Source organism: Luteimonas terrae, from assembly GCF_004358165.1.
Classification (GTDB): domain Bacteria; phylum Pseudomonadota; class Gammaproteobacteria; order Xanthomonadales; family Xanthomonadaceae; genus Luteimonas; species Luteimonas terrae.
Genome location: NZ_SMTG01000002.1, coordinates 1,044,279 through 1,064,173, shown reverse-complemented (window position 1 = coordinate 1,064,173; position 19,895 = coordinate 1,044,279). Strand labels below are relative to the sequence as shown.

12 protein-coding genes and 2 pseudogenes are annotated in these 19,895 nt (G+C 67.6%); 9 read left to right on the top strand and 5 right to left on the bottom strand.

The window, feature by feature from the left end; all coding sequences use genetic code 11:
- Positions 1–11 precede the first annotated feature (11 nt).
- Complete coding sequence (locus E2F49_RS05030; protein ID WP_133392855.1) at positions 12–1,145, top strand: fatty acid desaturase family protein; 1,134 nt, start codon at positions 12–14, stop codon at positions 1,143–1,145.
- 1,073 nt (positions 1,146–2,218) lie between these two features.
- On the opposite strand, the pseudogene E2F49_RS16610 reads toward E2F49_RS05030, so the two are convergent.
- The 5 genes and pseudogenes from E2F49_RS16610 to E2F49_RS05005 all read right to left on the bottom strand — a co-directional run.
- A pseudogene (locus E2F49_RS16610) lies at positions 2,219–2,329 on the bottom strand (hypothetical protein); the annotation flags it as partial.
- Between the two features lie 73 nt (positions 2,330–2,402).
- Positions 2,403–2,852 carry a PaaI family thioesterase gene (locus tag E2F49_RS05020; RefSeq protein WP_133392854.1) on the bottom strand — a complete coding sequence of 150 codons (450 nt, stop codon included), beginning with the start codon at positions 2,850–2,852 and terminating at the stop codon, positions 2,403–2,405.
- Positions 2,853–3,018: 166 nt separating this feature from the next.
- A complete protein-coding gene (locus E2F49_RS05015; RefSeq protein WP_133392853.1) occupies positions 3,019–4,686 on the bottom strand; it encodes a pseudouridine synthase in 1,668 nt (555 codons plus the stop codon).
- Positions 4,687–4,778: 92 nt separating this feature from the next.
- A pseudogene (scpB, locus tag E2F49_RS05010) lies at positions 4,779–5,534 on the bottom strand (SMC-Scp complex subunit ScpB); the annotation flags it as partial.
- A 26-nt stretch (positions 5,535–5,560) separates the two neighbouring features.
- Positions 5,561–6,466, bottom strand: coding sequence for a segregation and condensation protein A (locus E2F49_RS05005; protein ID WP_055248574.1), 906 nt, complete (start codon positions 6,464–6,466; stop codon positions 5,561–5,563).
- 378 nt (positions 6,467–6,844) lie between these two features.
- On the opposite strand from E2F49_RS05005, the gene E2F49_RS05000 reads away from it, so the two are divergent.
- From E2F49_RS05000 to E2F49_RS04965, 8 genes are all read left to right on the top strand, one after another.
- Complete coding sequence (locus E2F49_RS05000; protein WP_133392852.1) at positions 6,845–7,144, top strand: YciI family protein; 300 nt, start codon at positions 6,845–6,847, stop codon at positions 7,142–7,144.
- 146 nt (positions 7,145–7,290) lie between these two features.
- Positions 7,291–8,331, top strand: coding sequence for a LacI family DNA-binding transcriptional regulator (locus E2F49_RS04995; protein ID WP_243713452.1), 1,041 nt, complete (start codon positions 7,291–7,293; stop codon positions 8,329–8,331).
- 226 nt (positions 8,332–8,557) lie between these two features.
- Positions 8,558–11,524 carry a TonB-dependent receptor gene (locus tag E2F49_RS04990; RefSeq protein ID WP_133392850.1) on the top strand — a complete coding sequence of 989 codons (2,967 nt, stop codon included), beginning with the start codon at positions 8,558–8,560 and terminating at the stop codon, positions 11,522–11,524.
- An 85-nt stretch (positions 11,525–11,609) separates the two neighbouring features.
- Positions 11,610–13,277 (top strand): glucoamylase family protein, encoded by a 1,668-nt coding sequence (locus E2F49_RS04985; RefSeq protein WP_133392849.1) that lies wholly within the window; start codon positions 11,610–11,612, stop codon positions 13,275–13,277.
- Positions 13,278–13,299: 22 nt separating this feature from the next.
- Entirely contained in the window at positions 13,300–14,637 is a 1,338-nt protein-coding gene (locus E2F49_RS04980) for a sugar ABC transporter substrate-binding protein (protein ID WP_484496908.1), read from the top strand.
- Positions 14,627–15,505, top strand: a complete 879-nt coding sequence (locus E2F49_RS04975; protein ID WP_133392848.1) for a carbohydrate ABC transporter permease — start codon at positions 14,627–14,629, stop codon at positions 15,503–15,505. Before E2F49_RS04980 ends, E2F49_RS04975 begins: the two co-directional genes overlap by 11 nt.
- Positions 15,502–16,353 carry a carbohydrate ABC transporter permease gene (locus E2F49_RS04970; protein WP_133392847.1) on the top strand — a complete coding sequence of 284 codons (852 nt, stop codon included), beginning with the start codon at positions 15,502–15,504 and terminating at the stop codon, positions 16,351–16,353. Before E2F49_RS04975 ends, E2F49_RS04970 begins: the two co-directional genes overlap by 4 nt.
- A gap of 260 nt (positions 16,354–16,613) precedes the next feature.
- Positions 16,614–19,814, top strand: coding sequence for a discoidin domain-containing protein (locus E2F49_RS04965; RefSeq protein ID WP_133393463.1), 3,201 nt, complete (start codon positions 16,614–16,616; stop codon positions 19,812–19,814).
- The last annotated feature ends 81 nt before the right edge of the window (positions 19,815–19,895 follow it).

Genomic DNA, 19,895 nt, shown 5'->3' with positions numbered 1-19,895 from the left:
CCGGGAACGCCATGTCCAAGATCTCCGCAACACGCCGTCTCTCCCCGCAGGAACTCGACGCCTTCGGTGCCGAGCTCGACGCGCTGCACACGCGCACGATGGCCCAGGTCGGCAAGGTCGACGCCGACTACATCCGCCGCGTCGTGCGCTGGGTGCGTTACTGCGCCGTGCTTGGCCGCGGTCTGCTGTTTGTCGGCGCGATCGGCGGCGCCTTCGTGCCGTGGCTGCTGTGGCCGGCGTGTATCGCCGGTGTGGTGTTCCTGGCGCTGGCCAAGATCCTCGAGAACATGGAAGTCGGCCACAACGTCATGCACGGCCAGTACGACTGGATGCACGACCCCGAGCTCGACAGCAACAAGTACGAGTGGGACATCGTCGCCACCGGTGACAACTGGCGCCATTCGCACAACTTCCGCCACCACACCTACACCAACGTCCGCGGCATGGACGACGACATCGGTTACGGCCTGCTGCGCATCTTCCCCGAACAGCGCTGGCGCCCGTTCTATCTGATGCAGCCGGTGATCGCGGTCGTGTTCGCGCTGTATTTCCAGTGGGGCGTTGCGATCCAGGAACTCAAGCTGGGCCGTTTCTTCGCCGGCAAGATGCCCAAGGGCAAGCTCGCACGCGACTTCGCGCCGGTCGGCCGCAAGATGGGCAAGCAGTTCCTCAAGGACTATCTGGTCTTCCCGTTGCTGGCCGGTCCGTTCTTCCTGCCGGTGCTGCTGGGCAACCTGGCCGCCAACGGCATCCGCAACGTGTGGACCTACGTGGTGATCTTCTGCGGCCACTTCACCGCCGATGCCGAGACCTTCCCCAAGGAGTGCATCCGCAACGAGTCGCGCGGCCACTGGTACATGCGTCAGCTGCGCGGTTCGTCGAACATCGGTGGTGGCAAGGTCATGGATCTGCTGACCGGCAACCTGAGCCACCAGATCGAGCATCACTTCTATCCGGACGTGCCGGCGCACCGCTACGCATCGATCGCGGTCGAAGTGCGCGAGATCTGCCAGCGCTACGGGCAGCCGTACAACACCGGTTCGCTGCCCCGCCAGTTCGGCGAAGTGAGCTGGCGCATCCTGCGCCACGCCTTCCCGAGCCGTCCGCGCCGAGTGGCGCCCGCGCGCAAGCTGCAGACCGCCTGAGACTCACATCCGTGGCAAGACGACGCGCCCCTCGTGGGCGCGTCGTCGTATCTGCGGCTCAATCGCGCTGGCGGCGTCCACGACGATGGAAGTAGACCTGCTCGGCCGCACGGCGCAGAAGTGGCGAATGCAGCAGCAGGTCGACCGGCCAGTCCATCTGGAAGCGATCGAAGGCCCATCGCAGGACCCGCTTGCCGCGAAATCGCGGCGCGATCCGTTCGGCGATCCGTTCGGGTAGGACATCGGCGCCGCTGCGGTGCTGCGCGATCGCATGTCCGACCGCTTCGCCATGCGCCCCATGCCGCATGGATGCCACCGGCGGTCAGCGGCGACACGATGCCGGCCGCGTCGCCCGTGAGAATCACGCCCGGCGCCGACAGGCGCGCGACCGGGCCACCGCAGGGAATCAGGCCGGCGCGCGTGGCGTCGGGTGTCCGTGATGCCGGCAGTCCGATTCGATCCGCGACCGCCGCGCGGAATCCCGCGATGTCCGGCACGCCGCGACGGTCGGCTCGATGCCGGAATGCGAGACCCAGCTGCACGCCGGTCGGCGACTGCGCCGCCCAGCCGATGTAGCCCGGTGCGAAGCGGCGGCTGATGAAGCAGTGCAGGGCGTCGGGCTCGTCCAGCGCGGCGCCATGGAATTCGTGCTCCACGCCGTAGAGGAAATCGCGCACCAGCCCGAGGCCCGCACGCTGCGCAATGCGCGATTTCGCACCATCGGCACCCACCAGCCAGCGCGTGCTGCCGGGACCGGCGACCTGCCAGCCCTCGTCGATGCGTTGTGCGTCGCTGAAGGACTGCATCAAGCGCAAGGACACGCCCGCGTCGCGCAATTCGTCGGCCAGCCAGCGCATCACGTTCGGCGTGTCGGTGGTCAGGAACGCGTAGTCGTCGGCCTGCAGGCGCACGCTGCCGAGGCGCGGCGCGTACAGGCGCACCTGCGGCACATCCCGGTACAGCGACGCCGGCATCCGCCCCAGACGCGTCCGCGCGAAGGCTTCGGCGGCGATGATGCCGGTCGTGTGCAGACGGATGCCCGGATCGTGCTTGCGTTCGAGCACGCAGACCCGCAGCCCCGCCTCGCGCGCGGCGAGCGCGCAGGCCGCGCCGACGAAACTCGCGCCGACCACGACCAGATCCCATTCGAATGCCGCGTACCGGTCCAAGCCGTTTCTCTCCATCCGCGATGCGGACGGCAGTGTCGACAACCCGGATGGTGCGGCGATGGCGAAACGGTGAAGCGGATGCGAAGTGTCAGGCCTCGCGCGGCGGCAGAATCTGCTGCGTGGCCTGGCACAGTACGAAGACCTTGCCGTCCTCGCTGCGCGCTTCGGCGGCGAGGTGCAGCACGTTGCGTGTGCGTGCGACCAGACGGGCTTCGCAGACGATGTGCGTGGCATCCGGTGACACTGGTCGCAGGTACTGCGTATTGAGCGTCGCGGTCACGCTGGGCGGGGCGATCAGATACGAGAACGGCCCCAGCGTGTTGTCGAGTGCAGCGACGATGAAGCCGCCCTGCATGTTGCCCATCGGGTTGCGGTAGCGCGGCAGCACGGGGAAGCGCAGCGACATGCGCAGGCCGTCTTCGTACTCGAGGAACTCGCCCTGCATGTCGAGCAGGCAGGGCGGCGGGATCATGCCGTGCATGGCAGCGGGCACGTTGGCGCGGATCAGATCGTTGATGGCGTCGCCGGTGATGGTCATGCGCGTTCCCGATGTGGACACCCATTGTAGGAGCGGCCCATGGCCGCGATGGGGCGTTATCGGGAAAGCCTGATCGCGGCCATAGGCCGCTCCTACAGGAAGCGAATCCCGAAACGCACACGGGGCCCGAAGGCCCCGTGTGTCGGATCATCGCGACGCGTCGCGATCAGCGACCGCCACCGCCGCCGCCGCGCGGGCCGCGGTTGCCGCCGCCCGGCGGACGTCCGCCCGGACCGCGACCGCCGCCCGGACCACCGGGACCACGACCGCCGAGACCGCCCGGACCCTTCGGGCCGCGGTGGCCGCCCGGACGTGGACCACGCGGGCCGGCGTTGGGATTGAAGCCACCCGGATTGGCATGGTCGGACGGGAAGCTCGGCGCGCTGTCGGGATGGCCGTACGGCGCACGCGGCCGCCCCGGACCACCGCCAGCACCGGCCGGACGCGAGGACCATGGACCCTGTCCGCCGCCGCCCGCGCCACGCGGACCGCCGCCGCCCGGACCGCGCGCACCCTGGCCTGCGCCGCCCGGACCACCGGGACCACGCTTCTTCGGGCCTGCGCCGGCGCCTGCGCCGCCCCAGGGCTTCTTCGGGCCGCGGCCGTCGGCGTTGCGGTGGCCGGTCGGGCCGGTGTCCACGCCGTCGGGCACGTACCAGGTGCGGAACGCGGCAGGGTTGCCTTCGGGCAACGCACGCGCGCCCTTGTCGGCGCGCTGCTTGAACGGCTTCTGCGACTGCTTGGCCGCGGCGTCGCCGCTGACCGTCAGGCCGCCGTGCCCGCTCTTGCCGAACGCGCCGCGCGGGCCACCCCGGCCACGGCCGCGATCCTCGCGCACATGGTCGAAGCGGCGCAGTTCACGGCCTTCGTCGGCGCCGCTGTTCTGGCCGTTGACGTAGGCCTTGCCCGCGCCACCCTTGCCCAGATGCACGGTCGACTTGGCGGCCTTGCGCTGGCCGATCACCGGCTGCAGCGTCAGTGCCGGCGGCGGACCTTCCTCGAGCTTGAGTTCCTTGCGCAGCGCTTCGACCTGCGCATCGGGCAGCTCCTGCGACTGGCCGCGCAGCAGCGGCTGCGGCAGTGCGACCTTGCCGTAGCGCACGCGCTTGAGGCGGCTGACCTGGCAGCCCTGCGATTCCCACAGGCGGCGCACTTCGCGATTGCGGCCTTCCTTGAGCAGGACCTGGAACCAGTCGTGCGACTCGGTGCCGCCGATGCGCTCGATGTCGTCGAACTTGGCCGGGCCGTCGTCCAGCGCGACGCCGCGCTTGAGGCGGTCGACGATCTTCTCCGACACCACGTCCTCGCCTTCCGGCGCGCGCACGCGGCACACGTACTCGCGCTCGACCTCGTACGACGGATGCATCATCGCGTTCGCGAGCTCGCCGTCGGTGGTCAGCAGCAGCAGGCCGGTGGTGTTGATGTCGAGGCGGCCGATCGCGATCCAGCGCGCGCCCTTGAGCGCGGGCAGGGCGTCGAAGATGGTCGGGCGACCCTCGGGATCTTCGCGCGTGGTCACTTCGCCTTCGGGCTTGTTGTAGATCAGCACGCGGGCCGGCTCGGTCAGCGCACTGGCGACGAAGGTCTTGCCGTCGAGTTCGATGCGGTCACCGCCCTTGATCGACATGCCGGTCTGCGCGGTCTCGCCGTTGACCTTGACAAGGCCGTCGGCGATGCGCTGTTCCAGCGCGCGGCGCGAGCCCAGGCCGGCCTGCGCGAGCACCTTGTGCAGGCGCTCTTCGAGCTTGGGGGCGGCGTCGACGGCCGCGGCGTCGCCACGCTTGAGCGAGAGCGGGGAACGGGCGGGTTTGTCGGTGTTGCGTTGTTGCGTCATGAATGGCTCCGGTCGCTGTCGCCGTCTGCGGCGAGGGCGTTGTCTGGTTCGGGTGTTTCGGTGTCGTCGCCGGACGCATCGTCGGGCGACAGGGCGTCGTCGTCGGCATCGGCGACATCGCCGGCGTCGACCACGGGTTCGGATGCGGCGGCGCTGTCGTCGGACGCGTCGTCGCGGTGTTCGGGTGCCGCGTCGTCACCGGACGCGTCGTGCGTGCCGTCGTTCGCGGCGAGGTCGTCGTCGCCGGGTGCGGCCACGCCGCCAACCGTGCGGTCCTCGGGCGTGTCGCTGCCGGCGAAACGCAGCTGCGGATCGAGTTCGGCGAAATCCTTGAGTTCCGACAGCGGCGGCAGGTCGTCGAGCCGACGCAGGCCGAAGTAGTCGAGGAAGCCCTTGGTGGTGCCCAGCAGTTCCGGGCGGCCGGGCATGTCGCGGTGGCCGACCACGCGGATCCACTCGCGCTCTTCCAGCGCCTTGATGATGTTGCTGTTGGTGGCCACGCCGCGGACCTGTTCGATCTCGCCGCGGGTGATCGGCTGGCGGTAGGCGATCAGCGCCAGGGTTTCCAGCGTGGCGCGTGTGTACTTCGTCTGGCGCTCGGTCCACAGGCGGGCGACCCAGCCGTGCACATCGCCGCGCACCTGGTAGCGCCAGCCCGAGGCCAGTTCCACCAGTTCGACGCCGCGCTCGGCGCAGGCGGCCTGGAGGTCGACGAGCGCCTGCTTGATCGCGCCATCGGGCGCGGGCTCGTCAAGCGTGAACAGCAGCTCGAGCTGCGCCACGGTCAGCGGCTGCGAGGAGGCGAGCAGGGCGGCCTCGACGATGCGATTGATGAAGGTCTGGTCCATCGGATCTCTTGGATCGTGTTCGGTGGTCAGGGCTGTTCGGGAACGTCGTCGTCGAACTCGCTGGAGAACGCGGTCGGCGGCGCGCTGCCGTCGGCGTCGGCAAGCGACTTGATGTAGATCGGCGCCAGCGGCGCCTCCTGCACGATGTCGAGCAGGCGTTCCTTGGTGAGTTCGAGAATCGACAGGAACGTCACCACGACGCCCAGTCGTCCTTCTTCCGGCTCGAACAGCGACTCGAAGCGGTGGAAGTGGCCGCCTGCCAGCCGCGTCAGCACTTCGCCCATCCGCTGGCGCACGCTCAGCGCATCGCGGCGGATCGCGTGGCCGGTGAACAGCTCGGCGCGCTTGAGCACGTCGTGCAGGGCCAGCAGCATCTCGCGCAGATCCACCGGCGGCGGGTCGCGGTTGACCGGCTGCTCGGGCAGCGCGGCCTGCGCCGGCGTGGTGTCGCGGTCCTGCCGCGGCAGGCGGTCGATGTCCTCGGCCGCCTGCTTGAAGCGTTCGTACTCCTGCAGCCGGCGCACCAGCTCGGCGCGCGGGTCGCCTTCCTCGCCTTCCTCGACCGGCGGCCGCGGCAGCAGCATCCGCGACTTGATCTCGGCCAGGATCGCGGCCATCACCAGATATTCGGCGGCCAGTTCGAAGCGCAGCTCCTGCATCACGTTGATGTAGTCGACGTACTGCCGGGTGATGTCGGCGACCGGGATGTCGAGGATGTCGAGGTTCTGGCGGCGGATCAGGTACAGCAGCAGGTCCAGAGGACCTTCGAAGGCTTCGAGGATGACTTCCAGCGCGTCCGGCGGGATGTACAGATCCTGCGGGATCTGCAGCACCGGCTGGCCGTGCACCAGCGCAAGCGCCAGCGGGAATTCCTGCTGCTGCGGCCTGGCGGGATTGTCGGACGCCGGGGCGTCTGGGGCGGGCTGTGTCATTCGATATGCGACAGCGGCGGTGCGCTCACGCGCGAAATTCGGATCACGGTCGGTGGATCGCTGGCAGGACGGGGCGACGGAACGGCAGGCCGCGATGCGGGTCCAGCCGGTGCGCGGCTCCGGCCTGCGCGGGAAAACGGTGCTGCGGAACAGGTGCGTCGGTCGGCGCCAAGCGCGACGCGCGTCTGCAGGCAGGGCAGGCGCGGAGATCGAGAGGGCGTTGGACCGGGCCGGTGGAAAGACCGCGTGGCAGACCTGAGTGCAGGTGCCGGGCGGTAAGCCGGCCGATGGCTGGCGCACAGGGTACGCGTTCGCCAGCGCGCATGTCCAGCGGACGCGCCGCTACACTGCGGCGCTTTCCGCTGCGGGGTGCGCGACATGTGGTACGCGATCGAAGGCTACGACGGACAGGATGTGCTGGCCAGGCGCGGTGAGGCGCGACCGGCGCACCTCGCCCGGCTGACCGAGCTGCGGGATGCAGGGCGACTGCTGCTGGCCGGGCCGTGTCCGGCGATCGATGCCGAGGATCCGGGTCCGGCGGGGTTCACCGGCAGCATCGTCATCGCCGAGTTCGAGTCGCTGGCGGCGGCGCGCGCCTGGGCGGATGTCGATCCCTATGTGGCCGCGGGCGTCTACGCGCGGGTCGAGGTGCGCCCGTTCCGCAAGGTCCTGCCCTGATTGCATGCCCCGCACGATCGGCGCAATAGCGCGCAGATCGTCGCAGTTATCGTGCAGTGCAGCATCGGTTTCGCCGTTACATGCGGTTTACATGACATTGTGGAAACGCTTACAGTCCCGCCATCGCGAGTGCGCGGAGGTGGGGCTTGAGCGTCACGATCAAGGATGTGGCCAAGGCGGCCGGCGTGTCGGTGGCCACGGTGTCACGGGCGCTCAACGGCCACCAGAACGTCGCCGAGGCAGTCCGTGAGCGTGTGCTGGCCGTGTCCGCCGAGCTCCGTTACAGCCCCCATCACGCGGCCCGCAGCCTCAGCAGCCGCCGCACCCAGACCGTCGGCGTGGTGCTGCCCGACCTGCATGGCGAGTTCTTCTCCGAGCTGATGCGCGGCATCGACCAGGTGGCGCGGACTCGCGGCCAGCACCTGCTGGTGTCGAGCTACCACGGCAATCCCGAAGAGCAGGGCGCCGCCTTGCGTGCGATGCGCGGCCGCGTCGACGGCCTGCTGCTGATGTCGCCGTACGTGCACGACACCGACTTCCTCGCCCGCAATGTCGATGCCAGCCTGCCGATGGTGCTGATGAACGCCGCGCAGGGCCGTCCGCACGCGGCCATCGGCATCGACAACTATGGCGGTGCGCGCACGATGGTCGCGCACCTCGTCGCGGAGGGGCATCGCCGCATCGCCTTCATCGGCGGCCCCGAAGACAACGACGATGCGCGCGAGCGACGTCGCGGGTATCGCGACGCGCTGGCCGAAGCCGGTGCCGACTACACGCCGTGGGAGTTGCCCGGCCAGTTCGACGAGGATTCGGGCCATCGTGCAGGGCAGGCATTGCTCGCACTGGAGATGCGACCCGATGCGGTGTTCGCGGCCAACGACATGATGGCGATCGGATGTCTGTATGCATTGGGGCGTGGCGGTGTGCGCACGCCTGCAGATGTTGCAGTGGTGGGTTTCGACGACATTCCACTTGCACGCTACGTTCACCCATCGCTAACGACGATGCGCGTCGACATCGCTGAACTGGGCGCACGCGCGTTGAAGGCGTTGCTGGAGATCGAAGCATCCGGGCGCACGGACCCCACCACACAGTCCGTCCTGCTCGAACCCGCGCTCGTGATCCGTGATTCGAGCGGCTCTGCCGCATCGCTGACGTCCAGTGGAGAGCCGTCGACCCGGCCATGACCGGGTCGCCGTCGGCACCTTGGGAGGGGTTGCATGACATCAAGTCCGATACCGAAGACGCTTGTGCGCGCAGGGGGGCGCGGGCGTCGTCGCGTGTCGGCTCGATGGATGCGCCCCTCCGACGGACGTTCGAGATGACGCAACCGCGTTGCTGCAGCTGCAGTGGTGCACAGGATGGCGGGAATGCCGTCCGTACAAACATCCCCTGAAGATAGAGACCGACGACATGACACCTTTTTCCCCCCGTCCGCGCGCATTTTCGCGCTCATTGCTCAGCATTGCGCTGGGAAGCTGCCTGGCGATGGCTGCGCCGACGCTGCTCGCACAGTCCACCGCCGGCACGATCCGTGGCCAGGTCATGGTCGATTCCGCGCCTGCAACCGACGCTCGCGTGACCGCGGTCAATACCGCAACGGGGCTCACGCGCGCGGTGCAGGTCACGGGCAACGGCAATTACAACCTCGCCGGCCTTCCGCCGGGAACGTATCGCCTGCAGGTCGACGCGAACGGGCAGAGTTCGTCGCAGACCGTGACGATCGCAGTCGGTCAGACCGCAACGCTCAATCTCGGCGTGGGTGGTGTTGCCGAAGCCGCGCCCGCGGGTGAGGCGCAGGATCTCGATACCGTGACTGTCACCGCCGCGGCGCTGGTCGAGAGCCGCACGTCCGAAGTTGCGACCTACGTGTCGCAGAAGCAGATCGAATCGCTGCCGCAGGGCACGCGCAACTTCCTCGCCTTTGCCGACACCGTGCCGGGCATGGTTTTCCAGCAGGATTCGAACGGAAACAGCAAGCTGCGTTCGGGTGGCCAGTCGGCCAACAACATCAACGTCTTCATCGACGGCGTTGGCCAGAAGAGCTACACGCTGCCGGGCGGCGTGCCGGGCCAGGATTCGAGCCGCGGCAACCCGTTCCCACAGTCGGCGATCGGCGAGTACAAGGTCATCACCTCGAACTACAAGGCCGAGTTCGACCAGATCAGTTCGGCTGCCATCGTCGCTGCGACCCGCAGCGGCACCAACGAATTCGAAGGCAGCTTCTTCTGGGATCGCACGGCCAGCGAATGGCGCGCGCGCACGCCGGCCGAGCTCGCCAGCGGCAACAAGGTCGATTCGAAGGAGGAGCAGTACGGTGCCAGCTTCGGTGGCCCGATCATCGAGGACAAGCTGCACTTCTTCGTCGCCTACGAGGCGAAGGAGTACATGACGCCCAAGACCCTCGAGCTGCTCGCCGACAGCCGCTACGACGTGGGTGACGTGCCTGCCGATCTGATCGCAGGGATTGGCCCCAGCAACTCGCCGTTCAAGCAGGACATGTATTTCGGCAAGCTGAGCTGGCAGGTCGACGACTTCAATCTGGTCGAACTGTCGACGCAGCTGCGTCGCGAGGAGGAAACCATCCGCAACGATGGCGCCTTCACCGTCGATCGCGCGAGCTTCATCGACAACGACGTCAGCCGCTACGACCTGCGCTGGCAGTACAGCGGCGAGCGCTGGCTCAACGACATGCACGTGACCTACGAGGATTCTGCGTGGGTGCAGGCGCCACTTGTCGGCGGCAACGGCTACATCCTGACCGTATCCGACTTCGGCGACACCACCGGTTTCCGCGAGAACATCGCCAACGTCGTCAGCTCCGGTCCGGGTTCGGGCAACCAGGACAAGGGGCAGAAGGGCTGGTCCTTCCAGAACGACCTGACCTTCAACGGCTGGGAAGGCCACACGCTGAAGATGGGCGTGAAGTTCAAGCAGGTCGATCTGTTGTCGACCGAGCGCAACTTCACCAATCCGCAGTTCTATTACGACATCAACCAGAGCATCGACCAGCCTTACCGCGTCGAGTTCGGTCGTCCGATCGCCGGGACAGTCGGTGGCGTGACCAGTTCGGACAACAAGCAGATCGGCATCTACGTGCAGGACGACTGGGAGCTCAACGAGCACCTGACCCTCAACCTGGGTGTGCGCTACGACTACGAGAGCACGCCGGCCTACGAGGATTACGTCACGCCGGCCGATCTCGCGGCCAATCTGCGCGCCTGGCCGAACCTGCAGAACTCCGACATCGACGTCGAGAACTACATCAGCAACGGCAGCAACCGCAGCGCCTACAAGGGCGCCTGGCAGCCGCGTCTGGGCTTCTCCTACGACTTCGGCGGCGACCAGCGCCACGTACTGTTCGGTGGTGCAGGCCGGTCCTACGACCGCAACCTGTTCACCAACCTGCAGAAGGAAGAGCAGACCACGTCGTACGCCTCGCCGTACCGCGTGTGGTTCACCGACATCGACGGCGAGTGCCGCAACCTCGGCGGCTGCGTCGACTGGGATCCGGCGTACTTCACCGATGCGGGTCTCGATGCGCTGGTCGCCTCCGGCCAGGTGTCGCGCGAGTTCTACCTGATCAACAACGATCTGAAGGTGCCGTACTCCGACCAGTTCAGCCTGGGCATCCGCAACGCCTGGGATTTCGGTGAGACCACATGGACCAGCGAAGTCGCGGTCGCGCACATCCGCAGCCGTGACGGTCTGTCGGTCCGGCTGGGCAATCGCCGGCCGGATGGCAGCTTCTTCGAGCCGGGTACCAACTTCGGGCCGCCGTGGAATTACGACGCGCCGTTCGGCCGCTTGGTGCTGCTCGACAACGGGCTGGAGACGCGCACCAACACGTTGCTGGCGAAGTTCGACAAGCCGTATACGAATGCGTCGGGATGGGGTGTCACGATGGCCTACACCTACACCGATGCCGAGCGGAACTCGAACGAGGACGGTGCGGGCATCTTCGACTGGCCGTACGCGGGCTATTACGGGTATCTGCCCGTGTCGCAGGTGCCGGAGCATCGCTTCGTCACGACCGGCATCTGGGACGGTCCCTGGGGCGTCACCTACTCGGGCAAGCTCACGCTGGAAAGCCAGCGCCAGCGTGTCGGCGTGAACCGGAGCGGCGATGCGCCGTTCTTCGACTGGTACAAGCCTGACGGCACCTTCGGTCATCTGCAGCTCGATCTGGCCGCGCAGAAGGTCTGGCAGGCCAGCGAGGACATCAGTTTCCGTGTCCGCGCCGACGTGCTGAACGTGACCAACCGCTACAACTGGGATGGTTACAACGACGACTGGACCAGCGCGAACTTCGGCCAGCACAGCAACGCGATCCGTCTGCCGACCCGTACCTTCAAGCTGTCCTTCGGTATCAACTGGTAATACACCCCGCTGCCGGTGCCTCTCGGGGCATCGGCAGTTTTATACTCACCGCTGTAAACGATTTCACCGCGAGGTTTTCTTCACGATGCAATCCCGTCTCCGTGCGTTCCAACTCCTGATTCTCGTCGCGCTCGCCGCGTTGTTCCTGGCCGGCTGCGGCAAGCAGGAGCCCGCCGAACCGGCGGTGCCGCCGCCCAAGCCCGGCCCCATCGAGCAGGTGCCCGAGGTGGCTGCGCCCGTCGAGGAAGAGGCAAAGGGACCGCCGGAGCTGCCGCCGCTGTTCGCCGACATCGAGCGCCGCACGTTCCAGTATTTCTGGGACACGACCAACGAGGTCAACGGGCTGACACCGGACCGCTTTCCCTCGCGCCCCTTCTCGAGCGTGGCCGCGGTGGGTTATGCGCTGACCGCGTATCCGATCGGCATCGAGCGCGGCTGGGTCAGCCGCACGCAGGCGGTGGATCGCACCCTGACAACGCTGAAGTTCTTCAGCAACGTCAAGATGGGCCCGCAGGCGACCGGCACCGCCGGTCATCAGGGCTTCTTCTATCACTTCATCGACATGCAGACCGGCCACCGCTTCGAGCCGTGGGTTGAGCTGTCGAGTGTCGACACCGGCCTGATGATGATGGGCGTGCTGTTCGCGCAGTCGTACTACGACCGTGACGACCCGCGCGAGGTCGAGATCCGCGAACTGGCCGACAAGCTCTATCGCAACGTGCGCTGGCCGTTCCTGCAGCAGCGCAAGCCGCTGATCTCGATGGGCTGGTACCCTGAAAGCGGCTTCATCCAGCACGACTGGACCGGCTACGACGAAGCGATGCTGGTCTACATCCTCGCGCTGGGTTCGCCGACGCATGCGGTCGAGCCGGAAGCCTGGGAAGTGTGGACGCGCACCTACGACAAGTCCTGGGGCGTGTTCCGCGGGCAGGAGTACCTGAGCTTCGCGCCGCATTTCGGTCACCAGTACACGCATGTGTGGGTCGACTTCCGCGGCATCCGCGACGATTACATGCGTCGCCGCGGCATCGACTACTTCGAGAACAGCCGCCGTGCGACCTATGCGCAGCGCCAGTACGCCATCGACAACCCGATGGGCTGGAAGGACTACGGCGAGAACGTCTGGGGTCTGACCGCCAGCGATGGTCCGCAGCGCACCGACCAGGATTTCAACGGCGAGCAGCGCGAGTTCCGCCACTACAGCGCCCGCGGTGCGGGTCTGGACGTCGCGTTCGACGACGGCACGCTCGCACCGACCGCGGCGGTCGCCTCGATCGCGTTCGCGCCGGAAATCGTGATTCCCGCGACCGAGGAGATGCACCGCCGCTACGGTGACTACCTCTATTCGAGCTACGGCTTCCTCGACTCGTTCAACCCGAGCTTCACCTACGAGGACGTGCCGCTGAAGACCGGCCGCATCGTGCCGGGCAAGGGCTGGGTGGCCAGCGACTACATCGCGATCGACCAGGGCCCGATCCTGGCGATGATCTCGAACTACCGGAACGACTTCGTCTGGAACGTGATGAAGAAGAACCCGTACATCCGCGCGGGTCTGGAGCGCGCCGGCTTCACCGGTGGCTGGCTGGCCGGCGAGGACGAGCCCAAGGATTCGGGTCCGCCGGACGCCGACGCGGCGATGGCGCGTTCGATGGGCATCGCCGAATCGCGCGCGGCCAACCAGGACGCCGACCGCGACGAGCGCGCACCGGCCCCGGCGCCGGCCCGCGCGTCCGATCCGGTGCCGGCGGAGTAAGCGCTTGCACGCATTCCGACACGTGCCACGCGCCCGCCGCTTCACCGCGGCGGCGCGCGTCATCTGCCTGCTGCTGGCCGTCGCGCTGCTCGCCGCCTGCGCGAAGCGGGACGAGCAGACGGTCGTCCGTTTCTGGGCGATGGGCCGCGAGGCCGAGGTGGTGTCGGAACTGGTCCGGGAGTTCGAGGCCCAACATCCCGGCATCCGTGTCGAGATCCAGCAGATTCCGTGGACCTCGGCGCACGAGAAGCTGCTCACCGCGTTCGCGGCCGACGCGTTGCCGGACATCTGCCAGCTCGGCAATACCTGGGTGCCGGAGTTCGCGGTGCTCGGCGCGCTGGAACCGCTGCAGTCGCGCGTCGACCGCTCGACGGTCATCGACGAAGCGGATTACTTCCCCGGCATCTGGCACACCAACGTCGTCGACGACACGCTGCTCGGCGTGCCCTGGTACGTCGACACGCGCCTGATCTTCTATCGCAAGGACATCCTCGCCGCCGCCGGCGTGACCATGCTGCCCCGCACGTGGCAGGAATGGGAAACCGCGATGGCGGCGGTCAAGGCGCACGTCGGTCCGGACCGCTACGCGGTGATGCTGCCGCTCAACGAGTTCGAGCAGCTGCTGTCCTTCGGCCTGCAGCAGGACGATCCGCTGCTGCGCGACGACGACAGCCGCGGCAATTTCTCCAGCCCCGGCTTCCAGCGCGCGCTCGGCTTCTATGCCGGCATGTTCGACAAGGGCTGGGCGCCGAAGATGTCGGAGACGCAGATCTCCAACGTCTGGGACGAGTTCGGCCGCGGCTTCTTCTCGTTCTACGTGTCCGGTCCCTGGAACATCCGCGAGTTCCGCACGCGGTTGCCTGCCGAGCTGCAGGACCAGTGGGGCACCGCGCCGCTGCCCGGTCCCGACGGGCCGGGCGCAGGCATTGCCGGCGGCACCTCGCTGGTGATGTTCCGCGATTCGCCCAACAAGGAAGCGAGCTGGCAGCTGATGGAATTCCTGTCGCGTCCGGACATCCAGCAGCGCTTCCACGCGATGATCGGCAACCTGCCGCCACGCCGCAGCACCTGGGAGTTCCCGCAGCTGCGCGAGGACCCGTATGCGCAGGCATTCCGCGACCAGCTCGAGCGCGTCGAACCGACGCCCAAGGTGCTGGAGTGGGAGCGGATCGTGCAGGAAATGCGCCTGATGAGCGAACGTGTCGTGCGCGGCGGCATGGCCCAGGAACAGGCGTTGCGCGATCTGGATGCGCGCGTCGACACACTGCTTGAAAAGCGCCGTTGGGTGCGCGAGCGCGAAGCGGAAGCGGGCGCCGCACCTGCGACCGCGCTGCACACGGGAGCGACCCATGCGCGCTAGTACCGCCGGCTGGATCTTCGCCGGCCCGGCGCTGATCGTTCTGGGCATCTTCTTCGGCATTCCGGTCGCCTCGGCGCTGCTGCTGAGCCTGACCGATTTCGATCTCTACGCGCTGGCCGATCTGTCGAACCTGCGCTTCGTCGCGCTGGGCAACTATTTCGATCTGCTGCAGACGCCGCTGTTCTGGAAGTCGCTGGGCAACACAGCCTACTTCGTGGTCATCGGCGTACCGCTGTCGATCGGCGTGTCGCTGGGCGCGGCGCTGCTGCTCAACGCCAAAGTCGCGCGCTTCAAGGGTCTGTTCCGCACCGCGCTGTTCGCGCCCGTGGTGACCACGCTGGTCGCGGTGGCGGTGATCTGGCGCTATCTGTTCCACACCAGCTACGGCCTGGTGAACTGGGCGCTGGGCCACGTCGGCATCGCGCCGATCGACTGGCTGGGCGATCCGACCTGGGCGATGCCGACGATCATCCTGTTCGCGGTGTGGAAGAACTTCGGCTACAACATGGTGATCTTCATCGCGGGTCTGGCCGCGATTCCCGAAGACCTCTACGAGGCCGCGCGCATCGACGGCGCCTCGCGCTGGCAGCAGTTCCTGCACGTGACGCTGCCGATGCTCGGGCCGGTGCTGCTGGTGGTCGCGGTGATCACCGTGTCGGGCTATTTCCAGCTGTTCGCCGAGCCCTACGTGATGACCCGCGGCGATCCGCTGCAGAGCACGGTCAGCGTGCTGTACTTCATGTACGAGGAAGGCTTCATGTGGTGGAACCTCGGCCGTGCGTCGGCGGTGGCCTTCCTGCTGTTCCTGATCATCCTCGGCGTGACCACGCTGCTGCTGCGCTTCGGGCGCCGGAGGGAGCTGGTATGAGCGCGGTGGGCAGGTATCGCGAAGTCGGCGCCTCGCGCTGGTCGGCGTGGCTGGTCAACGGTGGGCTGGTCGCACTGGCCGTCGTGGCGCTGGCGCCGCTGGCGTGGATGCTGTCGGTGTCGTTCATGCCGACCGGCGAGGCCAGCGGCTTTCCGCCGCCGCTGCTGCCGTCCGCACTGACGTTCGACAACTACCAGCAGCTGTTCGCGCGTGCCGGCATGGGCCGCTACTTCGCCAACAGTCTGATGATCTCGGCCGCGATCACCTTCGGTGCGCTGCTGGTCAACACCATGGCCGGCTATGCCTTCGCCAAGCTGCAGTTCAAGGGCCGAGAGCGGCTGTTCCAGATCCTGCTGGCCGCGCTGGTGATTCCCGCGCAGGTGGCGATGTTGCCGCTGTTCCTGATGATGAAGGGCATGGGCCTGGTCAACAGCTTCGGCGCGGTGATCATCCCGGGTCTGGCGACGGTGTTCGGCATCTTCCTGGTGCGCCAGTACGCGCGGTCGATTCCCGACGAACTGCTGGAGGCCGCGCGCATCGACGGCGCCGGCGAGCTGCGGATCTTTTTCCAGATCGTGCTGCCGATGCTCAAGCCGGTGCTGGTCACGCTGACCATCTTCACCTTCATGGCCGCGTGGAACGACTTCATGTGGCCGCTGATCGTATTGACCGACCAGACCAACTACACGCTGCCCGTCGCACTGGCGGCACTGTCGCGCGAGCACATCCAGGACGTCGAGATGATGATGGCCGGCGCCGTCGTCACCGTGATTCCGGTGTTGCTGCTGTTCCTCGCGCTGCAGCGCTACTACATCCAGGGCCTGCTGCTCGGCAGCGTGAAGGGGTGAGCCGACGCGTTTGCGAACCGAAGGTTCGCGCGTCGGCGAACGCCCGGCCACGGATGGCCGGGCAGGGCGTTCCTGCGCCAGAAGTGTGACTCCATGGATGGCAACGACATCGTGTCGAGTGCGCGCTTTTCCCGCCTGAAACGCGACTCGACAGCGACGCATCTCCAGATCGAATCGCAACACCCGTCCGAACCACGGAGCCAACGCACCGCATGAAGACCCTCGACACCCGCGCGACCTGCGCGCCTGCCGACACCGACATGACGCCTGCTGGCGCACTCCAATTTCGAAACGCGGTACGCGCACTCGGTATCGCCGCGCTGGCCACCGCGCTTGGGGCCTGCAACGTCTCGCCCGCGCCCGACGGCGCGACGACGGCAGCTGCCACAGGCGGCGACGGCATCCGCATCCTCGACGACTTCGACGATCCCTCGACGTGGACCCTCGTGACCTCCAACCAGGTCACCGGCACGCTGCGCCAGGTCGACGTCGACGGCGGCAAGGCCGTGTGCCTGGATTACGACTACAACGGCGTATCCGGCCACGTCGGCATCCAGCGTGCGCTCAAGCTCGAGTATCCGGAAAACTACCGCTTCGCCTTCCGCATGCGCGGCGAGTCGCCGGCCAACGACCTGCAGTTCAAGCTCATCGACGCCAGCGGCGACAACGTGTGGTGGGTCAATCGGCCCAAATACGATTTCCCGGACGACTGGACCGACGTGCGCTATCGCAAGCGCCACATCGACAAGGCCTGGGGACCGGACGAAGACAAGACGCTGCGGGCCAGCGAGAAGATCGAGTTCACGATTTACAACAACGCCGGCGGCAAGGGCACGGTCTGCTTCGACCAGCTGACGTTCGAAGCGCTGCCGGCCGACGACACCTCGCCGCTGACCGCGAGCGCGGCCTCCACGACCACGCCTGCCGATGTCGGCAATGTCGTCGACGGCAACGCCGAAAGCGCATGGGTCACGCCGGCCGCGCCGCAGAACCTCGTGCTCGATCTGGGCAAGACCCGGGAATTCGGCGGTCTGCGCCTGCAGTGGCAGCCGGGGCGTCATGCATCGGCCTATACGGTCTCGCTGTCGAGCGACGGCGAGACCTGGACGCAGGTCCGCGAGGTCACCGCGGGCAACGGCGGCATCGACTGGCTGTCGCTGCCGGAGGCCGAGGCGCGCTACATCGGTCTCGATCTGCAGGGCGGTCCCGGTGAGGGCTTCGCATTGAGCGAAGTTGCGGTGCAGCCGCTGGCGATGTCCGAGCACCCCAACGACGTGCTCGAAGCGGTCGCCAGGGACCGGCCCAAGGGCCAGTTCCCGCGTGGTTTCAGCGGCGAGCAGGCCTACTGGACCATCCTCGGTCTCGATGGCGGTTACGAGCAGGGCCTGATCGGCGAGGACGGCGCGATCGAGGTCGCGGCCGGCGGGTTCTCCATCGAGCCCTTCGTACGCGTCGGCGATGCACTGGTGACCTGGGCCGACGCCAAGATCGCGCAGACCCTGCAGGACGACTATCTGCCGATCCCGAGTGTCGACTGGACCCATGACGCGCTGAACCTGCGCGTCACCGGATTCGCCCGCGGGACGCCCAAGGATTCGCAGCTGGTCGCGCGCTACCGCCTGACCAATCCCGGCAACGAGGCGCGCGATTACCAGCTCGCGCTCGCGGTGCGGCCGATGCAGGTCAACCCGCCGACCCAGTTCCTCAACATCACCGGCGGCGTCAGCCCGCTGCGCCAGCTCGGCGTGAGCACCGACGGCGTGCGCGTCGACGGCACGCCGCGCGTGTTCGCACGCCAGCCGGCGCAGGCCGCGTTCGCGACCACGTTCGATGCGGGCATGGACGTCGAGCATCTGGCGACCGGCACCTGGCCGTCGACGACCGAAGTCGACGACCCGCAGGCGCTGGCGTCCGGCGCGATGGTCTACGACGTGCGGCTGGCGCCGGGCGAGTCACGCGAGTTCGATCTGCTGATTCCGATGACCGGCGAGATGTCGAGCGCGCCGGCGAACTGGAATGCGCAGTCGATGCAGGACGCGATGGCGCGCGAGTGGCACGGCAAGCTCGATGAAGTGGGCTTCGACGTGCCGGCCGCCGGCAAGGATCTGGCCGACACGCTGCGCACGTCGCTGGCGCACATGCTGATCTCGCGTATCGGCCCGCGCCTGCAACCGGGCACGCGTTCGTACGCGCGCAGCTGGATCCGCGACGGCGCGATGATTTCCGAAGGCCTGCTGCGCATGGGCCGCCCGGAAGTGGTCAAGGAATACGTCGAGTTCTACGCGCCCTACCAGTTCGACAACGGCAAGGTGCCGTGCTGCGTCGACGACCGCGGCAGCGACCCGGTGCCGGAGAACGACAGCCATGGCGAGCTGATCTTCAACATCGCCGAGTACTGGCGCTACACCGGCGACGACGCCTTCCTGCAGAAGATGTGGCCGCACGTGTTCGGCGCCTACACCTACATGGAAGAGCTGCGCGCCAGCGAACGCACCGAGGAGAACCGCCAACGCAATGCGGCTTTCTACGGGATGATGCCGGCCTCGATCAGCCACGAAGGCTATTCGGCCAAGCCGATGCATTCGTACTGGGACAACTTCTGGGCGCTGCGTGGTTACAAGGACGCGGTGGAGATCGCCGAGGCGCTCGGCAAGGCCGACGACGCCAAGCGCATGGCCGCGGCTCGCGACGAGTTCCGCGTCGATCTCGACGCGTCCCTGCGCAAGGCCGCCGAGCAGCACGGCATCGACTTCCTGCCGGGCGCCGCCGAACTCGGCGATTTCGACGCGACCTCGACGACGATCGCGCTGGCGCCGGGCGGCGAACAGGGCCGTCTGCCCGAGCCGCTGCTGACCAACACCTTCGAGCGCTACTGGACGCAGTTCTCGGGCCGCCGCGACGGCACGCTGGAATGGAAGAACTACACGCCCTACGAGTGGCGCAACGTCGCCGCGTTCGTGCGTCTGGGCTGGCGCGAGCGCGCCAACGAAGTGCGCGAGTGGTTCTTCGGTCACCGCGCGCCGCAGCCCTGGAACCAGTGGGGCGAGGTGGTGACGCCGACGCCGCGCGAGCCGTTCTTCCTCGGCGATCTGCCGCATGCCTGGGTGGGTTCCGACTTCGTGCGCTCGGCGCTGGACATGTTCGCCTACGTGCGCGAGGTCGACGACAGCCTGGTGCTCGCGGCCGGCGTGCCGGCCGCGTGGCTGGACGAGGGCGTGGCACTGCGCGGCATGCGGACGCCGCAGGGCACGGTGGGCTATTCGCTGCGCCGTGACGGCGACGCGCTGCTGCTCGACGTCGCCGCGAACAGCGGTCTGCCCGAAGGCGGTCTGGTGCTGCAGTGGCCGTATTCGAGCGTGCCGGGCGCGACCACGATCGACGGCCAGCCGGCGCAGTGGCAGGGCAACGAACTGCGGATCACGCGCGCCGGCGCGAAGGTGCGGATCGCCGGCGCGGGTTGAGTCACGACGCCTGCCGGCACTCGTCGGCGGGCGCGAACGCTGCAGGTGCGGCCCATGGCCGCGATGGGCTTCCCGGTGAAG